This is a genomic window from Ponticaulis sp. (assembly GCF_029210165.1).
GTDB lineage: Bacteria > Pseudomonadota > Alphaproteobacteria > Caulobacterales > Hyphomonadaceae > Ponticaulis.
This window is the reverse complement of sequence record NZ_JARGNT010000001.1, coordinates 1494465-1517367: the sequence shown is the minus strand read 5'-3', so window position 1 is coordinate 1517367 and position 22903 is coordinate 1494465. Positions and strand designations below refer to the sequence as shown.

The following is a 22903-nucleotide window of genomic DNA, read 5'->3' as shown; positions in this document are numbered from 1 at the left end:
AGCGCCGGCGTTTTTTTTTGTTTAGATCAGGCCGGTTTACGCGCGACGACCATATAATTGATGTCGGTATCGCCCGAGAGTGACCAGCTATCGCCAAGCGGATTATAGCTGACACCTTGCGCCGGTTCGCACTCAAGTCCTGCCGCCTCAAGCCAGTCTGTGATCTGCTCGGGCTTCAAAAATTTCTGATAGTCGTGCGTGCCGCGTGGCAGCCAGCCGAGAATGTATTCAGCACCCACCACAGCTAGCGCGAGCGCTTTCGCTGTTTTGTTCAGCGTCGCGACCACCGTCATCCCGCCCGGACGAACAAGACCACAGCAATCTCTCAGATAGGTCTCAGGATCGGCGACATGCTCAATGACTTCCATATTGAGCACCACGTCAAACGGCGGCTCGTCCGATGCGAGCAGCGCTTCCGCCGTGCCAGCGCGAAAATCAATCTCCAAACCTTGCGATTTCGCATGCACGCTGGCCGTCTTTATATTGTTCTCAGACGCATCCACCGCCGTCACCTGCGCGCCAAGGCGCGCCATCGGCTCGCTGATCAGACCACCGCCGCAGCCAATATCCAGCAGGCGCAAGCCTTCAAGCGGACGAATAGCTCGCTGATCCAACCCGAAATGAGAAACAATTGTCTCTCGCAAAAAAGTGAGGCGAACCGGATTAAATTTATGAAGCGGGCGAAAATTTCCCTTTGGATCCCACCATTCACTCGCTATGCGGGAGAATTTAGAGACTTCTTCCGGATCAATGCTGGGAGAAGACAGCCCTTCAGGAGCTTCATTCAAAGAATTCTTCGACATTTTTAATCTCCGCATTTGCGCCAAACCCGTTCACCTCCTACAAGGTGCGGGAAGTTCAGTCCAAGATAAAAGTAGCAGTATCGAATTACGCCGATGTCACCCATTGTCATGAAGTTTGGCGGCACGTCCGTCGCTGATCTCGAACGTATCAACCATGTCGCTGATCTGGTTGCAAAACAGGCCGAAACAAGCCCGGGCGGCGTTGCGGTTATTGTGTCTGCCATGGCTGGCCAGACAAACCATCTCGTGTCTCTGGCAACGGGCGCTGCAGGCGCTGGCGTTGTTGGCGAGAATTTCGATGACGAATACGATGTCATCGTATCTTCTGGCGAGCAGGTTACGTCCGGCCTTCTGGCTCTGGCCCTGCGCAAGCGCGGCCTGAAAGCCCGCTCATGGCTTGGCTGGCAAATGCCAATGCTGACGAACGACATTCACGGCAAAGCGCGTATCCGCGACATTGACGGCGAAGCGTTTTCTCAGGCGGTCGGGTCCGGCGAGATTGCTGTCGTTGCTGGTTTTCAGGGTCGCACCCAGGAAGATCGTATCACGACGCTTGGCCGTGGTGGCTCGGATACTTCGGCTGTTGCGGTTGCGGCTGCACTCCATGCCGAGCGCTGTGACATCTATACTGACGTGGACGGCGTTTACACGACTGACCCGCGCATCGTGCCAAAAGCACAGCGCATTGAGAAAATTTCGTACGAAGAAATGCTGGAAATGGCGTCTCTCGGCGCGAAGGTTCTTCAGACCCGCTCCGTTGAAATGGCTATGAACCACCGGGTTCCTATCCGTGTGCTCTCCAGCTTTGCCGAAGTCGGCGCAGATAATTCAGGTACACTCGTTTGTGATGAGGATGAGATAATGGAAAAACAGGTTGTCAGCGGCATCGCCTATAGCCGCGATGAAGCAAAGATCAGCCTGCTCGGCGTGTCCAACCACCCAGGTATTGCTGCCGATATCTTCTCACGTCTAGCTGAAGCCAACGTCAATGTGGACATGATCGTCCAGGCTGACGCGCGTGGCCCGGAACAGGCAAACATGGTCTTCACCTGCACAGAACGTGACTCCGAGCTGGCAATTTCTGTGCTGCAGGACGCAAAATCGAAGATTGGCTTCGAATCTATCGTTGTTGACCGTGATGTTGCCAAAGTTTCTGTCATTGGTGTCGGTATGCGTAGTCACACCGGGGTAGCGAAGACGATGTTTGACGCTCTGTCTGCCAAAGGAATCAACATTCAGGTCATTTCGACTTCTGAAATCAAAATCTCGGTTCTGATCGACTCATCATACACCGAGCTCGCTGTTCGTGCCCTGCACACAGCATACGGGCTCGATGCCGAGAGCTGAGGACAAAACTTTAAGAGCTGATGGCCCCACCTGACCGGCCTTCTCGCCCGATAGGCGCTGTTGCCCCGCGCATTCTTATGACGCGGCTCAGGTCTCTTATGGCAGAAGGTCGTAGTCTCGATGGCCGTCTGGCGGGCGTTGTTGATCTCATTGCCCGCTCTTTTGTCGCCGATGTTTGCTCGATTTATCTCAGGCTGGAAAACGGCGACTTTGAACTCGTCGCCACTGAAGGCCTCAAACAGGAAGCGATCAAGCGCACGCGTCTGGCACGCAATGAAGGCCTGATCGGTCTTGTTTCGCAGCAGGCCCGCCCGCAAAACATTCAGGACGCGCCGCACCACCCGCGCTTCTCCTATCGCCCTGAAACAGGCGAGGACCCGTTCACATCTTTCCTTGGTGTCCCAATTCTGCGCTTTGGCCGCGTCATCGGCGTGCTTGCCGTTCAGAACGTCGTGCGCCGCGTATATGACGAGGAAGACGTCGAAACGCTGCAAACCATCGCGATGGTTCTGGCAGAAGTCGTTACAACCGAATCCAAAAGCGGCTCTGAAGAGCTTGCAGACGTCGCCGTTCGTCCGAACCGCCCTCAGGAGCTGATCGGTCGCTCGCTGAGTGATGGCCTCGCAATGGGCGCGGTTCACTTGCACGACCCTGTCGTTGCCCCGGCGCAATTCTTTGCCAAAGACATTGGGCACGAAGAAGAGCGCCTCAAAACCGCGCTCGAACAGCTGCGCAGCTTTGTCGATTCCATGATGGTCCAGCACGTCTCGCCGCTGGGCGGGGAAAGCCGGGACATTCTCGAAACCTACCGCATGCTGGCCTATGACCCATCCTGGGCCGCACGCCTTCTGGATGCTGTATCTTCAGGTCTCTCCGCAGAAGCTGCCGTCGACCGGGCCCGCCGCGAGCACCGCGCGCGCCTGGAAAACGCGACAGACAGCTATCTGCGCGACCGGCTTCACGATCTTGAAGACCTCGACAACCGCCTGCTGCGCCTGCTTGCAGGCCATGAAGGCAGCGTGGCCAGCCCTGACCTTGACGGCAAAATCCTTGTCGCCCGACGCCTCGGGCCGGCAGATCTTCTGGAATATCGAAATGCGGGTCTGCGCGCGATTGTTCTGGAAGACGAAAGCACGACCTCGCACGCCGTTATCGTAGCCCGGGCGCTCGGTCTTCCCCTCGTTGGCGGCGTCGATCGCATTATGGCAGTCGTCGAGAATGGCGATGACGCGATTGTCGATGGCGATACCGGCCATGTTCATATCCGCCCGGAATCAGACCTCGTTGCGGTGTATCGCGACCGGCTCCTTATGCGTAGCCAGCGTCTCGCCGAGTTTGCGGCTATTCGCGACCTGAAAGCCGTTACGCAGGACGGCGTCCACATCGAGCTGATGATGAATGCGGGACTGTCCATCGACGTCGATAATCTGGATGCATCCGGCGCTGAAGGCATTGGCTTGTTCCGGACCGAATTCCAGTTCCTCGTCTCTGAAACCCTGCCAACGCGCATGGAACAGCAGGAATTCTATGGCCGCGTCTTCGAAACAGCCGGTGATCGCCCTGTCCTCTTCCGTACGCTGGACCTTGGCGGCGACAAGCTGATGCATGGCGCGCGGTCTACTGGCGAAGAAAACCCGGCGCTCGGCTGGCGTTCCCTGCGTCTCGCGCTTGATAAGAAGGGCCTGTTCCGCAGGCAGCTTCGCGCGCTCTGCCGCGCTGCTGACGGCAAAACGCTTTCGGTCATGTTCCCGCTTGTGACTACGCTGGACGAATACCGCGCAGCAAAAGAGATGCTGGAGCAAGAGTTTGAACGCGCCAAACGCCGTGGTGAGAGCTATCCGTCTGACCTGCAAGTCGGCGCGATGATCGAGACGCCCGCTTTCGCGCTGAGCTTCCATGAGCTGAAAGGCGAGATCGATTTTCTGTCCATCGGAACGAACGATCTGCACCAGTATTTCTTCGCGGTTGATCGCGATAACCGGATGCTGTCTGACCGCTATCCGATCCTCAACAAGACCTTCCTGCTCTTCCTGAAGGATATCTGCGCGCGCGCGAACGCATGTAACGTTCCGGTATCCATTTGCGGCGAAGCAGCCGGAAATCCGTTAATGGCGTTAGTGTTCAGTTTACTTGGCTTCAGACGCCTATCCATGCCTGTTTCAGGGGTCGGACCGGTTAAAAGAGCGATCCGCCGCGTAAACCTTTCGCAGATAGGGTTAAAATTTGAGGCGATATTAGAAAAACAAACCTCAGATATGGAAAAGGATTTGTTAAATCTATTGCAGGAGTATGTTCAGGTGTGAAATCCTACTTGAACACTCGATTTTTAACGTTTTAATCTAAAAAACGAGCGTATAGTAAAAATAAGCTCTGGAAGGCGGGCAGTTCCATGGCAAGGGCAGTAGAAAATAAAACCTCGGACAACGAGGCAGACGCGTTGGGAAAGTCGGAGAAAACGAACTCCGTGACAGCTAAAGCACCTCATCTACAACTCGTAGACGGGCCGGTTGACCCCAATGCACGAATTGGCGAGCGCATGCGTGCAGCGCGCCTCTCACTCGGACTCGAAGTTGACGATGTGTCCCGCAAACTCCGCCTGCGGCGCGACTACATCACAGCGATTGAAGCCATGCAGGTGAACCGCCTGCCAAAGGGCTTCGTCAATCCTTACATTCGTGACTATGCCCGTGCCATCGGCATGTGCCAGAACGAATGCGTCGAGCAGTTCAACTCTCAATGCGGCGCGCTTGCCCAGGCAGCGCCGGAACAGGTTGTCGTTCGCAAAGATAACAGCCACCGCAATGCGTTCATTTTGAAGGCAGGCCTCGCCGTTCTCGGTGTTGTCGTCGCCGGTGGTCTCGCCTTCGCGGGCTATAAGTTCATCACTACGCCGGCTGAAACCGAAATGGTGGCGCCAGCGCCAACCATCGCAATCACCAGCCCGTATAATGACGGCTCCCGTCTGCCTGTGACCGCCTCTCCGGCGCTGAGCGCAGCGATGAATGCCTTCAATCTGGAAATTCGCGCAGACCGCCGTGCATGGATCGAGATCCGCGGCGCTGATGGTACTCTCTTCGTTGATCGTCAGCTGTCTCGCGGTGAAGTCTATAATCTGCGCGTTGGTGCAGGCTGGACCCTGACGACGCAGGATGCGGGTGCATTCTCATGGGTGGTAGACGGCGAAGTCGTTAGCCCTGTCGGCATCGCAGATCAGCCGCTTTACACGATGGATATCGACAATGCGGCAAGTGCGCTGCGCGACGAGATCGAGGAAAACGCCTACTAGGCCTTCCACCACACGCAAGAATTCAAAAACCCGGATCGAACGATCCGGGTTTTTCTGTTCAGGGCTTCATCCAGCGTTCGGCGAACTTCTGAAGCCGGGCTAGTCCCTCTTCGACGTCTGCGGTTGAACGACAATAAGATAGCCGGATCATTTGCGCGCCGCGCACCGGATCGAAATCGACCCCCGGCGTAACCGCGACACCTGCCTCATTCAGAATTTGGGTCGCAAATTCAGCGCTGTCGTCAGTATAATCAGAGACGTCGACATAGAAATAGAACGCGCCATCCGGCGGAGCCGTTTTCGTAAACCCGCATTTGGGCAGGCCTTCTTTCATCAGCTCACGGTTCTTCCTGTATACCTCGACATTGGCTTCCAGCTCGTCTTTGGCGTCAATCGCCGCCAGCGCAGCAACCTGGCTGACATGCGGCGCGCAGATAAAGAAGTTCTGCGCGAGGCGTTCCACCTGACGGATATGATCTTCCGGCACGACCATCCAGCCAATGCGCCAGCCCGTCATAGAAAAGTATTTCGAGAACGAGTTGATGATGTAGGCATCGTCGCTGACTTCGAGCGCCGTGACGGCTTTTCGCTCATACTCGATACCGTGATAGATCTCGTCTGAAATGAAGAATGCGCCGCGCGCCGCGCAGGCCTCCATCAGCGCAGAGAGCGCAGGCTTATCCAGCATTGTGCCCGCCGGATTGGTTGGCGAGGCTACCAGCAGACCATCCAGATCATCGGGCAGATCATTCGGCACAGGCTGATAGCGGTTTTCCGGCGCGCACTGGAACATAACCGTCTCCAGCCCCAGCGCCTGAATAATCGCCTTATAGGATGGATAGCCCGGCGCACCGATGCCGACACGCGCGCCGGTATCAAACAGTGAGGTAAAAGCCAGCGTAAAGCCGGTCGACGAGCCCGTCGTAACAATGACCCGATCCGGATTGAGGCTGACGCCATACCAGTCATCATAGAGCGCAGCGATCTTCTTGCGCAGCGCAGGCAGGCCCAGCGCATTGGTATAACCAAGCGGACCTGTCTCCATCGCTTTGGCGACAGCTTCGCGCGCGAGTTTCGGTGCAGGCGTTCCAGGCTGGCCAACTTCCATATGAATAATGTGCTTGCCTGCAGCTTCCGCCCGGCTGGCCGCTTCCATAACTTCCATGACCTGAAACGGCGCGACATCGCCGCGTTGAGATACCCGCATAATCTTCCTCACTGGAGTCTGACGTCAGTTCGTCACTAGTCCGTGCCTCGCCGCACAGCAACAACTTAGAGGGAGAGAATGGCCAAGTGACCTGAAACATCCTGCGTCATGTCATCATTCGCCCTTTACCTTGCCGCATTACATCGCCATTTAGAGGCGAGCGAACAAAGGTGACACCCATGCAGGCCCTTCGTCCATGGCGACATATCGAGCGACGTAAATCCCGCCAGATCATGGTGGGCAATGTGCCGGTTGGCGGCGACGCGCCAATCGCTGTTCAGACCATGACCAACACGCCGACAGAAGACGCTGATGCAACGCTGGCGCAGATCCGCGCCGCCGCCGAAGCAGGCGCAGACATTGTGCGCGTTTCCTGCCCGACCGAAGAGTCGACAGCGGCCATGCCGCGCATCTGCAAGGAAAGCCCCGTCCCGATCGTCGCGGACATTCACTTCCACTATAAGCGCGGCGTTGAAGCTGCGGATGCAGGCGCGGCCTGCCTGCGCATTAATCCGGGCAATATCGGTTCTGAAGCGCGGGTGAAGGAAGTCATCGCCGCAGCCAAAGCCAATGGATGCTCTATTCGTATCGGCGTGAATGGCGGCAGCCTTGAAAAGCACTTGCTGGAAAAATATGGCGAGCCCTGCCCTGACGCTATGGTGGAAAGCGCGCTCGATCATGCCCGTATTCTGGAAGACCACGGCTTCGACCAGTATAAGATCTCGGTCAAAGCATCTGACATGTTCCTCACCGTTGCCGCCTATCAGCAGCTGGCAGAGGCGACCGATGCGCCGCTACACCTTGGCATTACCGAGGCAGGCGGGCTGCGTACGGGCACTGTCAAATCCTCCATCGGCATGGGCTCCCTTCTCTGGGCAGGCATTGGCGACACCATTCGCGTATCTCTGTCCGCAGATCCGGTTGAGGAAGTGAAAGTCGGCTTTGAGATGCTGAAAAGCCTCGGCCTGCGCACACGCGGCGTAAACATTGTCGCCTGCCCGAGCTGCGCGCGGCAGGGCTTTGACGTTATCAAGACGGTTGAGATTCTCGAACAGCGCCTTGCCCATATTTCAGAGCCGATCTCGCTCTCTATTATTGGCTGTGTTGTGAACGGGCCGGGCGAAGCGGCCCTTACCGATCTCGGCTTTACCGGCGGCGGCAAGGAAGCGGGCAAAATGTTCGTCTCCGGCAGGCCGGACCATAATGTCTCCAACGCGGATATGGTCGATCATATTGTCGATCTGGTCGAGAAACGCGCCGAGATCATGCGCGCGGAGACAGAAGCTGCGGAGTAGGTTACAGCCCTTCCGCTTTTGCACGTCGCCAGAAATACACCGCCATTAGAGTCACGATGAGTGGCACCATCAGGCCATACTCATCGATCCAGAATTGAGTGTGCTCGTTTCGAGTCGTGAGCGGCGAGAATATCTTCTGAATATAGATATTATGAGCACCGTGAAACATGACCCCAGGCCATAGCGAGTTCGAACGGAAGGTAAAATACGCCATGATGACCGACATTGAAGTGATCATCAGCGTGAAGCAGAACACCTGAAACAGCGGGTCGCCAAAGCCATACTTGATAACAATCGGATAGTGCCAGGCCGACCAGATCAGCCCACTGACCAGCGCAACGCCCTCAAACGGCAACACCTTTCGAAGTTCCCAGATAAAGAAGCCGCGCCAGCCGATTTCTTCGCCCGCAATTGTGCCAAGAGATTTTGAAAACTGAACAGTCGCAAACAGGAGCACCATCAATACAGCCCCCCAGACAGGGGCGCTCGAAAGCCCCAGTTCAGCTGCCCATTCTGCAATCGTTTCCGCGTTGAACGCCCCGCCGAAACCGAGCCCCCAAGCAATGGCGTAGCTGACGGCAACATACACCGTGGGCACCAGATAGGACGTCGCATTGTCGCGCCAGTTGCCGACACTCCACGGCAGTTCAGACAGCCTTCTCCCCCTGAGTTTCAGCGTAAAAAAACCCGCAAGGGCTGGTGCCCACATAAGCGCACCAACATAGATGCTAACAGGTGCCAGCCCCACAATGGCAAAGTGCCAGACCGCGCTGATCAACGTGAGGATAACGAGAAAGATCAAGATAGAGCGCCACGCCGCGCGCTTCTCCGCAGAATTAGAAGTCATTTCGCGTCAGTCTTCTGAATGCGCTCAAGCAATGGCTGACGGCTCAGCGCATCCATGGCCGATTCCAGAATTGCAGGCAGGTCGTATCCGATCTCGGCATACAGACCCGTCATAGCTGCCTCAATTTCGGAAAGCCGTTTCAGCAGGAGGCTGTATTGAGCCTTCCCTATTCTCGTGAGGCTTAGAGCTTTACGCCGCCTGTCTGTCGGGTCGTCGCGGCGCTCCATCAGGCCGAGCTGGATCAAACTATCAACCCGCGTCGCAGACAATTGGTGCACTTCGTCGAGAGCCTTGGCGATCTCGGCAAGAGAGGCCCGGCCTTTGTCTCCTACGTAAAGGGTCAAGGCGACGGTATTTGATGGCAACTCAATGCCAGCGTCACGTAGAAGCTCCGTCCCCTGCGCGCCGATCAGATCGACCAGCCGTATCAGTTTGTTCGAAAGAAACGCGCCCTGAAGGGGATGCTCATCCCTGAAATTTTTTGCGACCATTGGTGACATCCGCTCAGAAACATAATCCGCAATGATTTGCGCAATTTTTTGCATATAAGGACACAAGGGAAATCTGTCAAAGAGTTCCTCACTTCAGGACAGCGACGGCCCCACATTGATTTATCAAAGAAAACCTACCCAAGCTTGACATTACCCAACATCATAAATGTTATGTTATTATATTTTATGGAGGGCAAAATGAAACTTTGGAGCTGGGTATCGCTTATACTGGCTGTCGCCGTCGCGCATTCAGCAAACGCAGGTCCGCGAATGCTCGACTTACGCCCTGGTGACGTCATCGAGATTGATTACGAGTCAAACGGTTGCTTCCACTGGCAATCGAACAGGCTGATTATTGAAAATGGCATTGTGACAGTCGACGGTCGAATGTCGATGCCACTCACCGGTGAGATGATACGTGGCCTGGACCGGTATTTCAGAACTCTTGAAGAGATCAGTGGCGGCGGATGCACGACCATCGAACGGGTGGATATTGAACTTCGCACTCGAAATGGTGATGTTCAGGATTGGAGCTATGTCGACGCCAGTTGCGGCTTTTCCAGCGCATCCCGCCGGCAAAATGTCGTGAGCGGCTTTGAAGAGCCCCGCTCATACTCTTTAAGCTATCTCGTCAGGACGACTATGCGGTCAGGATTCGCCTCGCCCTAACCCCCTGTTGTCTTCCGTTCATGTTCGTTCATCTAGATTAAGATGAACAATTTCAGGCAGCATTCGGGGGCTGATATGAAACGAACATTTCTGGCACTGGCTGGCGCAGGCGCGCTCACACTCGCAGGCTGCACGACAGCGGATATGCAGATGCTCAACGCGGCGCTGGAACAGACCGCTTACGAGATGCAGCAGACCAATCAGGGCTATTACAATAACGGGTACAATAATCCGTACACGAACGCCTATAACAACGCGAACCCGTACGCGCCGCGGATCAACAACACGATCGGCAATACATGGGTCGGCTATAACCAGTGCAATTATACGGGCACGCGTTATTCCTGCGACACAAATGGCGACGGCTATGCCGACATGTATGGCAATTCGCAGGACGGCACCTATTCCTCATCGCATCTGCGCGTGAACGGCTATGGCGAGGCCTACACCCGCGGCTCTAACGGCCAGTGGGTGCGAAACCCTGCTTATGATGACCCGCCACCGAACACGCGCCCTGTGCGCCATAACGAGCATCATAACGGCCATTACAATGGCGGGTATAACCCGAAACAGTAGCCTCTATTCTGCGGGCTGCGCGATGGCGAAGGCGCGGCTTTGCGCTTTTGGCTTCAACCCGAATAAAGGCCTCAGCCAGCCGATACGGCGGATGACAAGCTCGTGCAGCAAAGCGCAGCCCCCGAAGGTTGCCAGCACGACGAGCGGAAACTCCACCTCAACCGGCAGCCCCTGACGCGTCAGCCAGAAACCGGCCATCACGGTAAGTGTCTGGTGCAGAATATACCAGGGGAAGACCGCCTCGGTCATATAGCGAAGCGCCGGGCTTTCATGGCGCAGATACCGCTCTGCCAGACCAATCAGGGTCAGGATCATGATCCACGCATAGGCAAGGCGCGCAATGCGGGCTGGCCAGATGATCCAGTCATAATTGCCGCTTTCCGCCCACGCTTCCCAGTTCGCCCAGACGATGGACAAGGTCACACCCAGCGTCAGAACGGTGCCCGCCGCCCATGGCAGGCTGCGACGGACGGCGCCCCAGAAATGCTTATCCTTGGCGAGCACGAAACCCATGAACAGCATGGTGAAGCTGTGCGCGTGATTGGCCCAATCTTCAGTGAGATTGTGGGTTGTCGGAAAATGCGGGTCCAGGAGTACGCGATAGAGAATATGCGGCAGCACGGGGATGGCCAGTGCACTCAGAATGCCAAACCGCCCCGCGAACAGAAATCGCGTCACCTTATCGCCTACACCCTGCATGAACCGACGAATCAGGCCAGACGGTGGCAATAAGATCAGCGTGTAGACGAGCAGATAGACCACATACCAAAGATGGTTCCATGTCGGTGTGGTGATTGAGAACTCGCTCATCGGGTCGATATATTCTGGCCAGAACGCCCAGAAGCTTCCCTCAAACTCACCGCTTTCAACGAGCTGTAACCAGCTTTGCGGAGCGACGATCACCGCCATGCCAAACAGGATGGGAATGCCCAGCCGCCAGCTGCGCTCACGCATGCGCGCGCCAATCCCGCCCTTATCGGCCAGAAAGCGCAGCGCCACGCCGGAAATGAAGAAGAGAAGCGATAGCCGCCACGGATTGGTGAGCAGCATCAGCCATTCGGCATCCGGCCCTGCATGCACGCTTTTCACATGCCAGCCCCATGTCACATAGAACATGCCGGTGTGGTAAAAAATGAGGATCAGGAAGGCGATTACGCGCAACCAGTCGAGGTCGTATCGCCGTGTTGTCATGTCAGTCATCTGGAATGTCTCCCGTTTGGCGGGGAGAAAGACATGGCTGCCGCCCGTCGTCGCGCACCACGACGCAAAGACCGGCAGGACGGGACAAATCACGCCTGATGAGGACGAAATACGGCACTGAGGGACGAGTGACGAACTTGCCCATTTATTCAAAGCGCGAATGTGTGTCAGAAAATACCATGGCCGAGAAACACACCCACCCTGAAGCAATCGCAGATGCCCATGCCGACCAGCGCGCATGGATATTCGTGCTGTTGTTTACAGCCGCTTCCTGGTTTGTGCTGTCCGTGTCTCTGGCTGATGATGCTACGCGCGCAGGCCTTCAGCCGGGACTGGAACCATGGCTGCGCGAGGGTGCCTCTCACATCGCAAGCCTGATCGGCTTTCTGATCGTACCTTTTATGATGAGCCGGTTTCCCGTCTCGCTTCAGTCATGGAAAACTTCCCTGCCCGCGCACATTCTGGCGAGCATTGTCTTCTCCATCATCCATACGCTGATCATGGTGGCGCTCCGCAAAATGAGCTATCCGCCGTTCGTCGGCTATGAGTATGAATTCGGCCTCGCAGACCCGTCCATCTGGCTCTACGAGTATCGCAAGGATGCCTATTCCTATGTGCTGGTCGTCACCTTCTTCGCCGTGAGCCGGACAATGGAACAGCGCAGACTGGAAGCTCAGGCTGCCCGCTCCGATGCCCGCAAGGAAGGTCGCCTGACGCTGAAAAGCGGTGGGCGTACGCTTTTCCTCAATGCAGAGGATGTGATTTACGCAGCCGCCGCATCAAACTATGTTGAGATCACGACGCAGCACGGCACGCATCTCGCGCGGATGACATTATCCTCGCTGGAACGTCTGCTCGCAGAAACCGGGACCAACCATATCCGTGTCCACAGATCCTATATTGTGCACGGCGACCATATTCAGGAGATCATCCCAACACGCGACGGTAATGTAACGATCCAGCTCGATAATGGCGTCACCCTAACCGGCTCTCGCGGCTATCGCGACCGGCTGCCGGGCGAGGTGCAACATGCCTGATCGACTGATTTTCATCGGCGATGTCCACGGGATGTCAGACCAGCTCAACAATCTGCTCGACCGGCTTACTCCGTCCACGGAGGATGAGCTTATTTTCGTCGGCGATCTTGTCGACAAAGGGCCAGACCCTGTCGGCACGGTGCGCATTGTCAGCCAGCTCATCCATCGTTCCGATACCGAAACGACCCTTCTGCGCGGCAATCATGAGGATAAGCATTTACGCTATCGCCTTCGCCTGCAGGACAGTCCGAAAGTCGCGCGCAAAATGGGCGAGAGCTCTCCAGAACTTGTCGCTTTCATGTCGGACGCGACAGATGAAGACTGGGATACTCTGTTGAAAGCACGTCATTTCTGGCGGAACCATGATCGTAATCTGCTCGCCGTGCATGGCGGCATTCCGGGCGATATGTGGTCCTTCCCGCATGACTGGGATGAGGTGGAACGGCTGGAGCGCCATGACCAGCGCAGCGTGGAGAAAATCTATCGCACACGCTTTGTCGACCATTACTCCGGTGCGTTTATTGCGAGTGGTCATCAGACCCCGGACGATCCTTTCTGGGCAGAACGCTATGATGGCCGGTTTGGCGATGTCATTTTCGGCCATGAACCGTTCTTTGACGGTCCGCGCGAGTTTCCGCACGCCACGGGCATTGATACGGCTGCCGTCTATGGCGGGCAGCTGACAGCGCTCATCATTCATCCAGATGACAGGCGTGAATATGTAAGCGTGGACTGCCCAGCCTATCGAAAGCCGGGTGCATAAGCTTTAGTCACGCACCATGAAGGCGTGGGCCATTTCATCAGTAACGGTCAGAAGGTCTGCAATATCAGACCATGTCTCGCGAATGCTTTCATCGCTCCACGCGCCGGTTTGCAGATCGAGCAGATTAAACCGGTTCTGGCCTTCAAAATTGATCACCAGATGCTCGCCAGAGGCAACCGCGCGAAACGGTTCACCATGGGCAAGCGCCAGAATACGCTCCACCACAGCCGGATTAAAGATGGTCCGCGCTTCGACCTGATCGGTGCTGCGCAGGCGGAAATGATCATTAAACGTGGCTGGCACGAGCTGCACATCGTTCAGCTCGCGCTCTGTCACCGGCTTTGACCATGGCGTGCCGCGTGATCGCAGCTGGGTAACGCCATGCAAGCGATATGGCGCATTCAGTACCAGAAGCAGGTGATACTTGTCCGGCGCATCATCCACGCTTTCAATCCACTCAAAGGCCGAAAAACGAATGCTGTTCCGCTCGCCTTCAAAACCGTCCTCGAAGGCATGGCCGAGTGCGCTCTGGCGATAATAACGAGCTTTTTGTTCTTTGCTGCCGCCCAGCACAACGACATCCGGCACGAGCATGCCGCTGGCGACCGCAGCCTCGACCGCCTCGTCCAAGCCGCCATTTTCATCCAGCGTGTCGATCAGATCGCGCAAGCGACCGGATACAAAATTCAGTTTTGAGAGAATTTTCAAAGTCTGCGGCGCGCCGCCCGGAGACGCCACATAGGACAGATCAAGGCGTTCAGCCATGGCAGAGAGCGCCGAGGCGCGTGCGAGGAAATTGCCCTTAGCCGCGGTGAGGAACGTCACCAGCGTATCGCGGCGCAACCAGGCGACCAGAGCAAACGTGCCAAAGAACATCACCGGAAATAGGATGAACAGGGCGGCAATGCCAAAGAACGTGTCCGGCATTACGGTCATCAGGACAGCAAACGTAATGAAAAAGACGATGAAGCCCTTGGTGAAATCACCCTGCAACGTCTTCAGGGCCGCTTTAGCCGCGTCGCCATCATTCTGGCGCGTGACCTCATAAAGCGGTCCGGCGACAGCGCGATCACTGAAGACCTTCAGGCTTTTATCCTTCAGCCGGTCTGCCAGCTCGTCCCAGCTTGCCGTCATTTACGTCCCCTTTCGTCAGTGCCTCGACGTGATCCCCGTTTTCATTCTACCCTGCCTTCAAAAAAAGGGAGAGAAAATGACACCGCCGCGCATAAGACAACTCGTCATCGCTGCCAACTCGCTCGACACTGCTGAAAAATTGCAGGACATACTGGGGCTTGGCAAGCCATACCCCGATCCGGGCGTGGGTGAGTTCGGCCTGAAGAATGCCGTGTTTGCGCTGGGCGACCAGTTTCTGGAAGTCATCGTGCCCGTGACGCCGGATGCCCCTGCCCGCCGCTTCATCGACCGTTTTGGCGAAGGCGGCTATATGGCCATCTTCCAGACCCCCGATATTGAAGGCGTTCGCGCCCGCGGCGACGACATGAAGCTCCGACGCGTCTGGAATTATGACAGTGACGAGATCGCAGCGAGCCATTTCCACCCTGCCGATGTCGGCGGCGCGATTGTGTCCGTCGATGAACCTCGCCCGCCGGAAAGCTGGCGCTGGGGCGGGCCGGACTGGGAGGGGAACTCTGTGCCGGGAGCGATCACGGGCATGCTGGCCCAGTCACCCAAGCCCGATGATATGGGGCTGAAATGGGCCACTATTCTTGGAACGGCCTATCTGGAAATCCGACGCATAGAAACGCGGGATGGCCATGTAAATTTCAGACAGTCGGAGACACCGGGTATCCCTGAATTTCACGTCCGTGTAGAAGATAAAAACGCGGCGCTGGAACGTGCACGCGCCCACGGCGTTTCAGTCACTGAAACAGGCTTTGACCTCGCAGGCGTAACATTTCGCGTGAGCTGAAATGACATCGCTTTCCTTTTGATGGAACGCTCTAGGTTAAAGCCTCTGGAAGGGAGAACACGCTCATATGATTACGGTGCACCACCTGAAGAATTCGCGGTCCATGCGCATTATCTGGCTCATGGAAGAACTGGGGCTCGATTACGAGCTGAAGGTCTATGACCGTAATCCGGAGACCAATCTGGCGCCGGAAGACTATCGCGCGCTTCATCCGCTCGGCAAAGCTCCTCTCGTCACAGTCGATGGCGTCACACTGGCAGAGACGGGTGCCATCGTGGAATACCTCCTCGACAAACATCCTGAAAGTGGCCTGCGCCCGGATCAGGGCACACCTGAACGTGTACCTTACCAATACTGGATGCATGCAGCCGAAGGCAGCCTGATGCCGCTGCTGATTATGCAGCTCTTCTTCACGCGTATGGAAACCACGCCGCCATTTCCAATCAAACAGATCGTGAAGGCGGTCACCGGCAAGGTACGCGACCTTTACCTTTCGCCATCATTGAAAGGCATCATGTCCTATGTTGAGGCCGAGCTTGGAAAGTCGGAGTATTTCGCAGGCGACACGCTTTCCGGCGCTGACATTATGATGAGCTTTCCGCTCGAAGCCGGTATGGCGCGCGCCAATACGGGCATTGCCATGCCGAACACGATTGCCTGGCTGGAGCGTATTCACTCACGCCCTGCCTATAAGGCCGCAGTTCAGAAAGGCGGCGCGCAGGAGATTGTGCGTTAGGTTTCCCTAACCCGCTCCGTGGCATTTTTTGAATTTCTTACCGCTGGCGCAAGGGCAGGCATCATTCCGCCCGAGCGAGGCAAACATGCTGGCGGCTGGCTTGCTCGTGCCATCTGTGTAGACCCACTTCCCGTCCAGGCGACGGAAGCTGGACTTTTCATAATAGCAGGTCAGGTCACCCTCTAACAGAAACCAGGCAATAAACTCGACCATACCGGTCTCATCGCCCGCTTTGCCGCGCGCGGTAGAGAGAATATCGAGACGGGTAAATTCGGCATCACGCGCCCATTTGCCTGCCTGTAGACGATCAAAATCATCCAACCTTTCAGGGTCGTGCGTGGCGACCAAGTAATCGATTTTTTGATTGGCATAGGCGCAATAGCGAGACAGCATCAACTCTTCAGCGGTCTCCGGAACGGCCAGCTCCGCATGGAAGCGGCCGCAACAGTCGGAATAGTCGCGGCCCGTGCCACATGGGCAAGTCATGATGGATTAGTTCATCCGGCCAATGGCGTAGAAACGCTCTTTGCGTTGCTGGCGCAGCTCTTTCGGGCTGAGGCCTTCAAGCGAAGTGAGGTTGCGATCAATCGCATCACACACAGAACGGATCGTGTTCGCCGGATCTCGATGCGCCCCGCCGAGTGGCTCTGAGATCACTTCGTCGACAATCTTGTTCGACAGGAGCGGTTGAGCCGTAATCTTCATCGCTTCAGCCGCATCGCGCGCACGTGCTGCATCGCGCCAGAGAATAGACGCACAGCCCTCCGGCGAGATCACCGAGTAGATAGAGTGTTCGAGGATAAGGACCTTATTCGCTGCCGCGATACCAATCGCGCCGCCAGAACCGCCCTCACCCACAATTACAGACACCATCGGTGTTGGCAGTGTGAGGCAACGCTCTGTTGAGCGGGCAATGGCTTCAGCCTGACCCCGCTCTTCACCGGCTTTACCTGGATAAGCACCAGCCGTGTCGACGAGTGTCACAACCGGCAGGTCAAACTGCTCGGCCATATCCATCAGGCGAACCGCTTTACGATAGCCTTCCGGGTGCGCCATGCCGAAATTATGCTTGATACGGCCTTCTGTGGAGCGGCCTTTTTCATGGCCCATAACGACGACGCTACGGCCACGGAATTTTGCCAGACCACCAACAATCGCTTCGTCTTCACCGAAGACGCGGTCACCGGCGAGCGGGACAAAGTCTTCAAATGCTTCAGCGATATAATTTTTGAAGTGCGGGCGTTCCGGATGGCGGGCAACTTGTGTTTTCCGCCACGGATCCAGATTTTTGTAGAGCTCGTGAAGCTGTTTGGATGACTTCTCGCGCAGACGGGAAATCTCATCCTGAAGCGACGGACCTTCACCGTTACCGGAAAGGTTTTCCAGTTCCGCAATCTTGCGGTCGAGGTCAGCCAGCGGCTTTTCAAAATCCAGATACGTATTCAACTCAACGCCCTTGATCTAAATTCCTGATCCGCCGCCAGACCAAATCACGCTGTCGGCGGCTCTAGATCACCATAAACGACAAAATGCGGATTGTCATAGCCGCGCTCTTTTTTTCCGTAAGTGAGGTCAATTCCCTCAAGCGTCAAGACACGGCCGCCTGCAGCGGAGATCACCGCATGCGCTGCGCCTGTATCCCACTCCATTGTGCGGCCAAGGCGCGGATAGAGATCCGCCTCGCCTGCTGCGATCATGCAGAATTTGAGAGATGACCCCATGGAGACCAGTTCGGCGACATTGAACTTGCCGAGGAACTCGTCTGTTTCCGGCGTGCGGTGGCTTTTAGACGCAACAGCGGTCACGCCCGCGTCCGGCAGTTTGCGGATTTTCAAAGGCTTACGGTCAGCCTCAGACGGCACATCACCGCCCGGTGCAACATCAGCTTCCCACGCCGTCGCCGGACCTTCAGCAACCCAGATATGATTGCGCGCCGGGGCATAGACCACGCCCATAATCGGACGGCCATGCAGGATAAGCGCGATGTTTACCGTGAAGTCCGTGCCCTTTTTGATGAACTCTTTCGTGCCGTCGAGCGGGTCCACCAGATAGAACTGCTCTCCCACATCAGGGATGACACCCGCAGCGACTGATTCTTCGGCCAGCACAGGTACAGTTGGCGTCACCTTTTTCAGCACTTTCAGAATGAGGTCTTCAGCTTTCTGGTCCGCGATTGTGACGGGTGAATCATCGCTCTTTGTATCGGTGCTGATGCCGTCGGCCGCGTTGTAGACCTCCATGATCACAACGCCTGCATCGATAGCGGCTTTCACCAGCTTGTCTGAAAGCTCCGCACTCGGCGAAATAATGTCACCCATTTTCTGTCCCCTGAATAAACAACTTACCGGCACTAAGCGCGAATTGCCGAGTGCTGCAAGCCAACCAGATCATGAAATCTGATATTTCCCAGCCGCGAATAGTTATGCAGCGTTTCGTGCCAATGCTGACCGGATCACTCGCCCGCTCTTTAAAACTCACGGAATCGTGAGTAGAGGTTTTGGATGACTGAATTTCCGTCCCCGGTACTGTTCGCCGTTCCCTTTTTCATCATCACAATTCTGGGTGAATGGTGGGCTGTTCGCACTGGACGCCTGAACGGCCATTACGGCACAAAAGATGCGTTTGCATCCATCGCCATGGGACTTGGCAATGTGGCCATCAATGCTTTGACCAGCGCGATCGGCCTCGCCGTCTTCATGTATTTCAGCCAGTTCAGCACATTTCATCTGCCACCGACCTGGTGGACTCTGGCGCTGGCGTTCGTGCTGTACGACCTGGTCTATTACTGGAAACACCGTTTCGCGCATCGCATGCGCTGGTTCTGGATGGAGCATGTCACCCACCATTCCAGCGAGGAATACAATCTGACCACGGCAGTTCGCCAGCCTTGGTTCGGCCCACTATCGGGGCTGACCTTCCTTGGTATCCCGCTCGTTCTGATCGGATTTGACCCGCTTATGGTATTCTTCGTGGCCGGTCTCAATCTGGTTTATCAGTACTGGATCCACACCCGTGTGATCGACCGCATGCCGGCATGGTTTGAAGCGGTAATGAATACGCCGAGCCATCACCGGGTGCATCACGCGACGAACCCAAAATATCTCGACATGAATTATGCGGGCGTCTTCATCATCTGGGACAAAATGTTCGGCACGTTCATCGAAGAAGACCCTGACGAAGAGCCCGTCTACGGCATCGTCAAACCGATCAATTCATACAACCCGATCTGGATTGCCTATCACGAAATGATTGCCCTGATCCGTGACTGCGCCTCTGACGGGTTTGCGCCGGTCTGCTGGTTCATGCGCATTATCAAACCGCCGGGCTGGTCACCGGACGGTCAGCATTCCTGCAGCGAGGATATCCGTCGCGAATGGCTGGCGCAGCAGGCAGCCGCGACCGAACGCAGCGAAAAAGCGCCTGCCTACATCCGGACCGGCTGATAGGTGAACGCATTGTCCAGATCGGCAAATGCCATCCCGTCACGGTCCTTGTCTGACAGGTGAAGCTCCTCACCACCTACCAGCTGCCAGTCGCACCCAAGATCAGCATCATCGAACCGGACAGAGCGCTCGGTCTGCGGGCTGTAATGGGCATCGACCTTGTAGATCACCCGCGTATTCCGCTCCATCGTGCGAAACCCGTGCAGAAAGCCTTTCGGCACGAACAGCTGAGTATCGTCCTCATCTGACAGTTCGACCGTAACAGAGCCAAGATAGGTCGGCGACCCACGACGTATATCGACAACACAATCCAGAATACGTCCATGCTCGACGCGCAAAAGCTTGGCCTGCGCATCTGGCGGCATTTGTGCGTGCAGACCGCGTATTGTGTTGATCTGCGCAGAGACAGACCGATTCACCTGCACCACGCGAAAATCCACGCCGGTACGACGCTGGAACTCGCGTTCGTTGAACATCTCTGAGAAGCTTCCGCGACCATCTTCAAAAACGCGGGGCGTCACAAGCATCAATCCTGGAAGGTCCAGATGTTCGATTTCCATGCAATGCTCCCGTTTGAATGCGTTCTGACGACCCTATCTGCCCCATCTGAACAAAGTTTCAAACCCGCGCATTCTTGCCCGAATCCTCCGAACGCACTAAAAGCCATACATGAAGATTGATACTGTAATTGATGAACTGAACCGGCTGTATACGACAGCCTGCGAAAACCTTCGAATAGCCCTCACCGAATTCGCTGAGAATGGCACGATCCCGGATCGCGCCGCCCGCGCCAAGGGCCTGTTCTGCTACCCTGAACTTGTCGTAAAATATTACTCGGAAAGCGCGGTCCCGCAGATTTCCAGATCTTTCGGCAAGTTTTCCGATTTCGGCACCTACACGACAACGATCACACAACCTGCCGTGTTCGAGACCTATCTGCGCGAGCAGCTGGAACCGATCCTGCGCGACTATGATGTCGAACTTGAAGTGCGCCCGTCCAAACAGGAAATTCCTTATCCTTATGTCTGGGAAGCCTCCCAAGGCGAAGGGCTTGATATGTCGCTGGCGGCAGATATTGCGCGCTGGTTTCCGACCCCGCAGCTTGTCTCCATTGGCGACGAAATCGCAGACGGGGACTTTTTCGATGTCGACGATACCAAGCCGCTCGCCCTGTTCGATGCTCCGCGCACCGACTTCTCGCTCCAGCGTCTGAAGCACTATACCGGAACGCCATTCGAGCACTTTCAGAGCTATGTGCTGTTCACCAACTATCACCGCTATATCGACGCCTTTGCCGAATGGGCCGTCGAGCGTCTCAAGGAAGACGATAAATATGAAAGCCTGTCTGCAGCGGGCGGCGTAGAGGTTTTCGCCGACACAGAAAACGCGATGAAGAAAATCCAGAACGCGCCGTGGCGCCGCTTCCAGATGCCGGCCTATCACCTGCGCCGCAAAGACGGTCAGGGCATCACTATGGTGAATATCGGTGTTGGCCCGTCCAATGCCAAAACGATTACAGACCACCTCGCCGTTCTGCGTCCGCAGTGCTGGATCATGGTCGGCCATTGCGGGGGCCTGCGCCACTCGCAGCGCATTGGCGACTATGCCCTCGCCCACGCCTATCTGCGCGATGATCATGTGCTTGACGATATGCTGCCGCCGGATATTCCGGTTCCGCCGATTGCCGAAGTTCAGGTCGCGCTGCAACAGGCGACTGTCGATGTTACCGGCGAAAGCGGCGAAGGCCTGAAAAAGCGCCTTCGTACGGGTACCGTCGTCACAACAGACGACCGCAATTGGGAACTTCGCTACACAGCCTCAGCCAAGCGTATCAACCTGTCCCGCGCGATCGCCATCGATATGGAAAGCGCAACGATTGCGGCCAATGGCTATCGCCTGCGCGTGCCTTATGGAACGCTGCTGGTTGTCTCGGACAAGCCGCTGCACGGCGAGATCAAGCTACCGGGTGCGGCGAACGCTTTCTACGCCCGCGCGATTGGCGAGCATATCCAGATCGGTATTCGCACGCTGGAACGCATGGCGGATGAAGGCGCAGAAAGCCTGCACTCTCGTAAGCTACGCTCCTTCGACGAACCGCCATTCAGGTAGCCGTCGCGGTCGTTGCTGGTAATTTGGAGCGCCGGTAGGCAGATGGTGTCATACCGGTCGCGTCTTTGAACGACCGGTTGAACGGCCCTATCGAGCCAAACCCGCTATCCATAGCGATTGTGAGCACAGGTAAGTCCTGAAACTGCGGATCGGAAAGCATATTGCATGCCCGTTCGATCCGGTAATGATTCACGAGCCGGTTAAAGTTCGCAAAGCCCAGATGCATAGTGACCGCACGGCTGATCTTGTGCTCGGGCGCACCGAGGAGTGCCGCAATATCAGCGACCTTAAGGTCGGCGATGGTAAACCTGTCATCGCCGTACAGGGCGCCGCGTATCCGGTCTGCAAGACGCTTCTCATCATCGGCCGCGGCGTCTCCTTTGAATCTGGACAAATAGGGATTGCGACTACGGTACCAGACGGCAGCGCCACCCGCGAACAAAGCTATGAGTGCGCAGATCAGGCGAATTTCACGCGACCACTGGAGCGCAAAATCGCCCTCAACCGCGCCTCTCAGCCAGATATACCCGACCGAAAGGATAAGACCGTAGCCACCCGCAAAAATGATCCGGAACATTTTCTCAGACTGCTTCGCAGTCTTTGGCAGGCCAATTAAGGGTTCGATCAGCGCCATCAAAAGAACCGTCGAACTCAAAAGCGTATGAACCGTGTTCAACGCGCCAGTCAGGGAGTTGGTGACACCAAGATAGTCGAAGACATCCGCGGCCAGCCCCGTAATGAGGAGCACCCCCACAACCATGAAGGGCCAGCGGTCTGCCTTGACGGACGTTCGAAACAATGCACGCGACAAAAGCCATGCAAGACCGCACGTGACCGAACTTAAAACACCGAATATCCAGCCCGCATATCCCAGCCTGCCCTCAGAGAGCCCGTACACACCAAAGCTCAGTATCGCTATGGCAAAGCTGGTCCAGACCAATCTTAGAAGCTGGTCATCGCCCCATATACGTTTTCTGGCCATCGCCAGTACGAGGCCGACGGAAACCAGAAATCCGGCAATGATGATCAACTGAAGCATAAAGCGAACACGCGCCCAGGATGGGAAAGATAAGTATCATTACCGGAAAACATGGCCGAATTCCAAATCGGCAAGACGCCACAGGTCATAATCCGCCATCTGCCGCTACCGATAGCAAAAAGGTA

At 56.2% G+C, this 22903-nt stretch carries 23 protein-coding genes; 12 read left to right on the top strand and 11 right to left on the bottom strand.

What is annotated here, in order from left to right; genetic code table 11:
* Nucleotides 1–26 precede the first annotated feature (26 nt).
* The gene (gene ubiG / locus P1U45_RS07470) at nucleotides 27–803 is read right to left on the bottom strand and encodes a bifunctional 2-polyprenyl-6-hydroxyphenol methylase/3-demethylubiquinol 3-O-methyltransferase UbiG (protein ID WP_301058484.1); all 777 of its coding nucleotides are present in this window, start codon (nucleotides 801–803) and stop codon (nucleotides 27–29) included.
* Nucleotides 804–896: 93 nt separating this feature from the next.
* Between ubiG and P1U45_RS07465 the strand changes: the two genes are divergently transcribed.
* From P1U45_RS07465 to P1U45_RS07455, 3 genes are all read left to right on the top strand, one after another.
* The gene (locus P1U45_RS07465; RefSeq protein ID WP_301058483.1) at nucleotides 897–2150 is read left to right on the top strand and encodes an aspartate kinase; all 1254 of its coding nucleotides are present in this window, start codon (nucleotides 897–899) and stop codon (nucleotides 2148–2150) included.
* A gap of 77 nt (nucleotides 2151–2227) precedes the next feature.
* On the top strand, nucleotides 2228–4453 hold the full coding sequence (gene ptsP, locus P1U45_RS07460) for a phosphoenolpyruvate--protein phosphotransferase (RefSeq protein WP_301058482.1): 2226 nt from the start codon (nucleotides 2228–2230) through the stop codon (nucleotides 4451–4453).
* Nucleotides 4454–4614: 161 nt separating this feature from the next.
* Nucleotides 4615–5436 carry a helix-turn-helix domain-containing protein gene (locus P1U45_RS07455; RefSeq protein ID WP_293610218.1) on the top strand — a complete coding sequence of 274 codons (822 nt, stop codon included), beginning with the start codon at nucleotides 4615–4617 and terminating at the stop codon, nucleotides 5434–5436.
* A gap of 58 nt (nucleotides 5437–5494) precedes the next feature.
* Here P1U45_RS07455 and P1U45_RS07450 read toward each other — a convergent pair whose 3' ends face one another.
* Nucleotides 5495–6643 carry an aminotransferase class I/II-fold pyridoxal phosphate-dependent enzyme gene (locus P1U45_RS07450; protein ID WP_301058481.1) on the bottom strand — a complete coding sequence of 383 codons (1149 nt, stop codon included), beginning with the start codon at nucleotides 6641–6643 and terminating at the stop codon, nucleotides 5495–5497.
* A gap of 179 nt (nucleotides 6644–6822) precedes the next feature.
* Between P1U45_RS07450 and ispG the strand changes: the two genes are divergently transcribed.
* Nucleotides 6823–7938, top strand: a complete 1116-nt coding sequence (gene ispG / locus P1U45_RS07445; RefSeq protein WP_301058480.1) for a flavodoxin-dependent (E)-4-hydroxy-3-methylbut-2-enyl-diphosphate synthase — start codon at nucleotides 6823–6825, stop codon at nucleotides 7936–7938.
* Between the two features lies 1 nt (nucleotide 7939).
* Here the strand turns inward: ispG and P1U45_RS07440 are convergent, their stop codons facing one another.
* Together P1U45_RS07440 and P1U45_RS07435 are read right to left on the bottom strand one after the other, a co-directional pair.
* Nucleotides 7940–8785, bottom strand: coding sequence for a CPBP family glutamic-type intramembrane protease (locus P1U45_RS07440; RefSeq protein WP_301058479.1), 846 nt, complete (start codon nucleotides 8783–8785; stop codon nucleotides 7940–7942).
* Nucleotides 8782–9276 (bottom strand): winged helix DNA-binding protein, encoded by a 495-nt coding sequence (locus tag P1U45_RS07435; protein ID WP_301058478.1) that lies wholly within the window; start codon nucleotides 9274–9276, stop codon nucleotides 8782–8784. The genes P1U45_RS07440 and P1U45_RS07435 overlap by 4 nt, the downstream gene beginning before the upstream one ends.
* A gap of 198 nt (nucleotides 9277–9474) precedes the next feature.
* Between P1U45_RS07435 and P1U45_RS07430 the strand changes: the two genes are divergently transcribed.
* Both P1U45_RS07430 and P1U45_RS07425 read left to right on the top strand, forming a co-directional pair.
* The gene (locus P1U45_RS07430; protein ID WP_301058477.1) at nucleotides 9475–9945 is read left to right on the top strand and encodes a hypothetical protein; all 471 of its coding nucleotides are present in this window, start codon (nucleotides 9475–9477) and stop codon (nucleotides 9943–9945) included.
* A gap of 75 nt (nucleotides 9946–10020) precedes the next feature.
* Complete coding sequence (locus P1U45_RS07425) at nucleotides 10021–10521, top strand: hypothetical protein (protein ID WP_301058476.1); 501 nt, start codon at nucleotides 10021–10023, stop codon at nucleotides 10519–10521.
* A 3-nt stretch (nucleotides 10522–10524) separates the two neighbouring features.
* On the opposite strand, the gene P1U45_RS07420 is transcribed toward P1U45_RS07425, so the two are convergent.
* Nucleotides 10525–11721 (bottom strand): acyltransferase family protein, encoded by a 1197-nt coding sequence (locus tag P1U45_RS07420; RefSeq protein ID WP_301058475.1) that lies wholly within the window; start codon nucleotides 11719–11721, stop codon nucleotides 10525–10527.
* Nucleotides 11722–11900: 179 nt separating this feature from the next.
* Here P1U45_RS07420 and P1U45_RS07415 point away from each other — a divergent pair, with 179 nt between their 5' ends.
* Nucleotides 11901–12758, top strand: a complete 858-nt coding sequence (locus tag P1U45_RS07415) for a LytTR family DNA-binding domain-containing protein (RefSeq protein WP_301058474.1) — start codon at nucleotides 11901–11903, stop codon at nucleotides 12756–12758.
* Nucleotides 12751–13521 carry a metallophosphoesterase family protein gene (locus P1U45_RS07410; protein WP_301058473.1) on the top strand — a complete coding sequence of 257 codons (771 nt, stop codon included), beginning with the start codon at nucleotides 12751–12753 and terminating at the stop codon, nucleotides 13519–13521. Before P1U45_RS07415 ends, P1U45_RS07410 begins: the two co-directional genes overlap by 8 nt.
* 3 nt (nucleotides 13522–13524) lie before the next feature.
* On the opposite strand, the gene P1U45_RS07405 is transcribed toward P1U45_RS07410, so the two are convergent.
* Nucleotides 13525–14655, bottom strand: a complete 1131-nt coding sequence (locus tag P1U45_RS07405; RefSeq protein ID WP_301058471.1) for a DUF3137 domain-containing protein — start codon at nucleotides 14653–14655, stop codon at nucleotides 13525–13527.
* Nucleotides 14656–14731: 76 nt separating this feature from the next.
* On the opposite strand from P1U45_RS07405, the gene P1U45_RS07400 reads away from it, so the two are divergent.
* Nucleotides 14732–15451: a VOC family protein gene (locus P1U45_RS07400; RefSeq protein ID WP_301058470.1), complete on the top strand. Its 720-nt coding sequence runs from the start codon at nucleotides 14732–14734 to the stop codon at nucleotides 15449–15451.
* Between the two features lie 67 nt (nucleotides 15452–15518).
* Nucleotides 15519–16187 carry a glutathione S-transferase gene (locus P1U45_RS07395; protein ID WP_301058469.1) on the top strand — a complete coding sequence of 223 codons (669 nt, stop codon included), beginning with the start codon at nucleotides 15519–15521 and terminating at the stop codon, nucleotides 16185–16187.
* A gap of 6 nt (nucleotides 16188–16193) precedes the next feature.
* Here P1U45_RS07395 and P1U45_RS07390 read toward each other — a convergent pair whose 3' ends face one another.
* From P1U45_RS07390 to cysQ, 3 genes are read right to left on the bottom strand one after another with little or no spacing between them, the layout of a single operon-like run.
* A complete protein-coding gene (locus P1U45_RS07390; RefSeq protein ID WP_301058468.1) occupies nucleotides 16194–16673 on the bottom strand; it encodes a YchJ family protein in 480 nt (159 codons plus the stop codon).
* A 6-nt stretch (nucleotides 16674–16679) separates the two neighbouring features.
* Nucleotides 16680–17633, bottom strand: a complete 954-nt coding sequence (locus P1U45_RS07385) for an acetyl-CoA carboxylase carboxyltransferase subunit alpha (RefSeq protein ID WP_293610206.1) — start codon at nucleotides 17631–17633, stop codon at nucleotides 16680–16682.
* Nucleotides 17634–17677: 44 nt separating this feature from the next.
* Nucleotides 17678–18505 carry a 3'(2'),5'-bisphosphate nucleotidase CysQ gene (gene cysQ / locus P1U45_RS07380; protein WP_301058467.1) on the bottom strand — a complete coding sequence of 276 codons (828 nt, stop codon included), beginning with the start codon at nucleotides 18503–18505 and terminating at the stop codon, nucleotides 17678–17680.
* Nucleotides 18506–18688: 183 nt separating this feature from the next.
* Between cysQ and P1U45_RS07375 the strand changes: the two genes are divergently transcribed.
* The gene (locus tag P1U45_RS07375) at nucleotides 18689–19630 is read left to right on the top strand and encodes a sterol desaturase family protein (RefSeq protein WP_301058466.1); all 942 of its coding nucleotides are present in this window, start codon (nucleotides 18689–18691) and stop codon (nucleotides 19628–19630) included.
* On the opposite strand, the gene rfbC is transcribed toward P1U45_RS07375, so the two are convergent.
* The gene (rfbC, locus tag P1U45_RS07370) at nucleotides 19612–20190 is read right to left on the bottom strand and encodes a dTDP-4-dehydrorhamnose 3,5-epimerase (protein WP_301058465.1); all 579 of its coding nucleotides are present in this window, start codon (nucleotides 20188–20190) and stop codon (nucleotides 19612–19614) included. The two genes, P1U45_RS07375 and rfbC, sit on opposite strands and share 19 nt — an antisense overlap.
* Before the next feature lie 109 nt (nucleotides 20191–20299).
* Here rfbC and P1U45_RS07365 point away from each other — a divergent pair, with 109 nt between their 5' ends.
* Nucleotides 20300–21739, top strand: coding sequence for an AMP nucleosidase (locus P1U45_RS07365; RefSeq protein ID WP_301058464.1), 1440 nt, complete (start codon nucleotides 20300–20302; stop codon nucleotides 21737–21739).
* Here P1U45_RS07365 and P1U45_RS07360 read toward each other — a convergent pair.
* Nucleotides 21732–22778 (bottom strand): helix-turn-helix domain-containing protein, encoded by a 1047-nt coding sequence (locus tag P1U45_RS07360; protein ID WP_301058463.1) that lies wholly within the window; start codon nucleotides 22776–22778, stop codon nucleotides 21732–21734. The genes P1U45_RS07365 and P1U45_RS07360 overlap by 8 nt on opposite strands.
* Between the last annotated feature and the right edge of the window lie 125 nt (nucleotides 22779–22903).

What these genes read in the sequence shown, in the direction of transcription:
- P1U45_RS07410 (WP_301058473.1), top strand. Translation starts at nt 12,751, where the DNA reads ATGCCTGATCGACTGATTTTCATCGGCGATGTCCACGGGATGTCAGAC.
- rfbC (WP_301058465.1), bottom strand. Translation starts at nt 20,190, where the DNA reads ATGGAAATCGAACATCTGGACCTTCCAGGATTGATGCTTGTGACGCCC.
- ubiG (WP_301058484.1), bottom strand. Translation starts at nt 803, where the DNA reads ATGTCGAAGAATTCTTTGAATGAAGCTCCTGAAGGGCTGTCTTCTCCC.
- P1U45_RS07430 (WP_301058477.1), top strand. Translation starts at nt 9,475, where the DNA reads ATGAAACTTTGGAGCTGGGTATCGCTTATACTGGCTGTCGCCGTCGCG.
- P1U45_RS07365 (WP_301058464.1), top strand. Translation starts at nt 20,300, where the DNA reads ATGAAGATTGATACTGTAATTGATGAACTGAACCGGCTGTATACGACA.
- P1U45_RS07390 (WP_301058468.1), bottom strand. Translation starts at nt 16,673, where the DNA reads ATGACTTGCCCATGTGGCACGGGCCGCGACTATTCCGACTGTTGCGGC.
- P1U45_RS07400 (WP_301058470.1), top strand. Translation starts at nt 14,732, where the DNA reads ATGACACCGCCGCGCATAAGACAACTCGTCATCGCTGCCAACTCGCTC.
- P1U45_RS07465 (WP_301058483.1), top strand. Translation starts at nt 897, where the DNA reads ATGTCACCCATTGTCATGAAGTTTGGCGGCACGTCCGTCGCTGATCTC.
- P1U45_RS07420 (WP_301058475.1), bottom strand. Translation starts at nt 11,721, where the DNA reads ATGACTGACATGACAACACGGCGATACGACCTCGACTGGTTGCGCGTA.
- P1U45_RS07360 (WP_301058463.1), bottom strand. Translation starts at nt 22,778, where the DNA reads ATGCTTCAGTTGATCATCATTGCCGGATTTCTGGTTTCCGTCGGCCTC.
- P1U45_RS07395 (WP_301058469.1), top strand. Translation starts at nt 15,519, where the DNA reads ATGATTACGGTGCACCACCTGAAGAATTCGCGGTCCATGCGCATTATC.
- P1U45_RS07425 (WP_301058476.1), top strand. Translation starts at nt 10,021, where the DNA reads ATGAAACGAACATTTCTGGCACTGGCTGGCGCAGGCGCGCTCACACTC.
- P1U45_RS07415 (WP_301058474.1), top strand. Translation starts at nt 11,901, where the DNA reads ATGGCCGAGAAACACACCCACCCTGAAGCAATCGCAGATGCCCATGCC.
- P1U45_RS07440 (WP_301058479.1), bottom strand. Translation starts at nt 8,785, where the DNA reads ATGACTTCTAATTCTGCGGAGAAGCGCGCGGCGTGGCGCTCTATCTTG.
- P1U45_RS07405 (WP_301058471.1), bottom strand. Translation starts at nt 14,655, where the DNA reads ATGACGGCAAGCTGGGACGAGCTGGCAGACCGGCTGAAGGATAAAAGC.
- P1U45_RS07375 (WP_301058466.1), top strand. Translation starts at nt 18,689, where the DNA reads ATGACTGAATTTCCGTCCCCGGTACTGTTCGCCGTTCCCTTTTTCATC.
- ptsP (WP_301058482.1), top strand. Translation starts at nt 2,228, where the DNA reads ATGACGCGGCTCAGGTCTCTTATGGCAGAAGGTCGTAGTCTCGATGGC.
- ispG (WP_301058480.1), top strand. Translation starts at nt 6,823, where the DNA reads ATGCAGGCCCTTCGTCCATGGCGACATATCGAGCGACGTAAATCCCGC.
- P1U45_RS07435 (WP_301058478.1), bottom strand. Translation starts at nt 9,276, where the DNA reads ATGGTCGCAAAAAATTTCAGGGATGAGCATCCCCTTCAGGGCGCGTTT.
- P1U45_RS07450 (WP_301058481.1), bottom strand. Translation starts at nt 6,643, where the DNA reads ATGCGGGTATCTCAACGCGGCGATGTCGCGCCGTTTCAGGTCATGGAA.
- cysQ (WP_301058467.1), bottom strand. Translation starts at nt 18,505, where the DNA reads ATGGGTGACATTATTTCGCCGAGTGCGGAGCTTTCAGACAAGCTGGTG.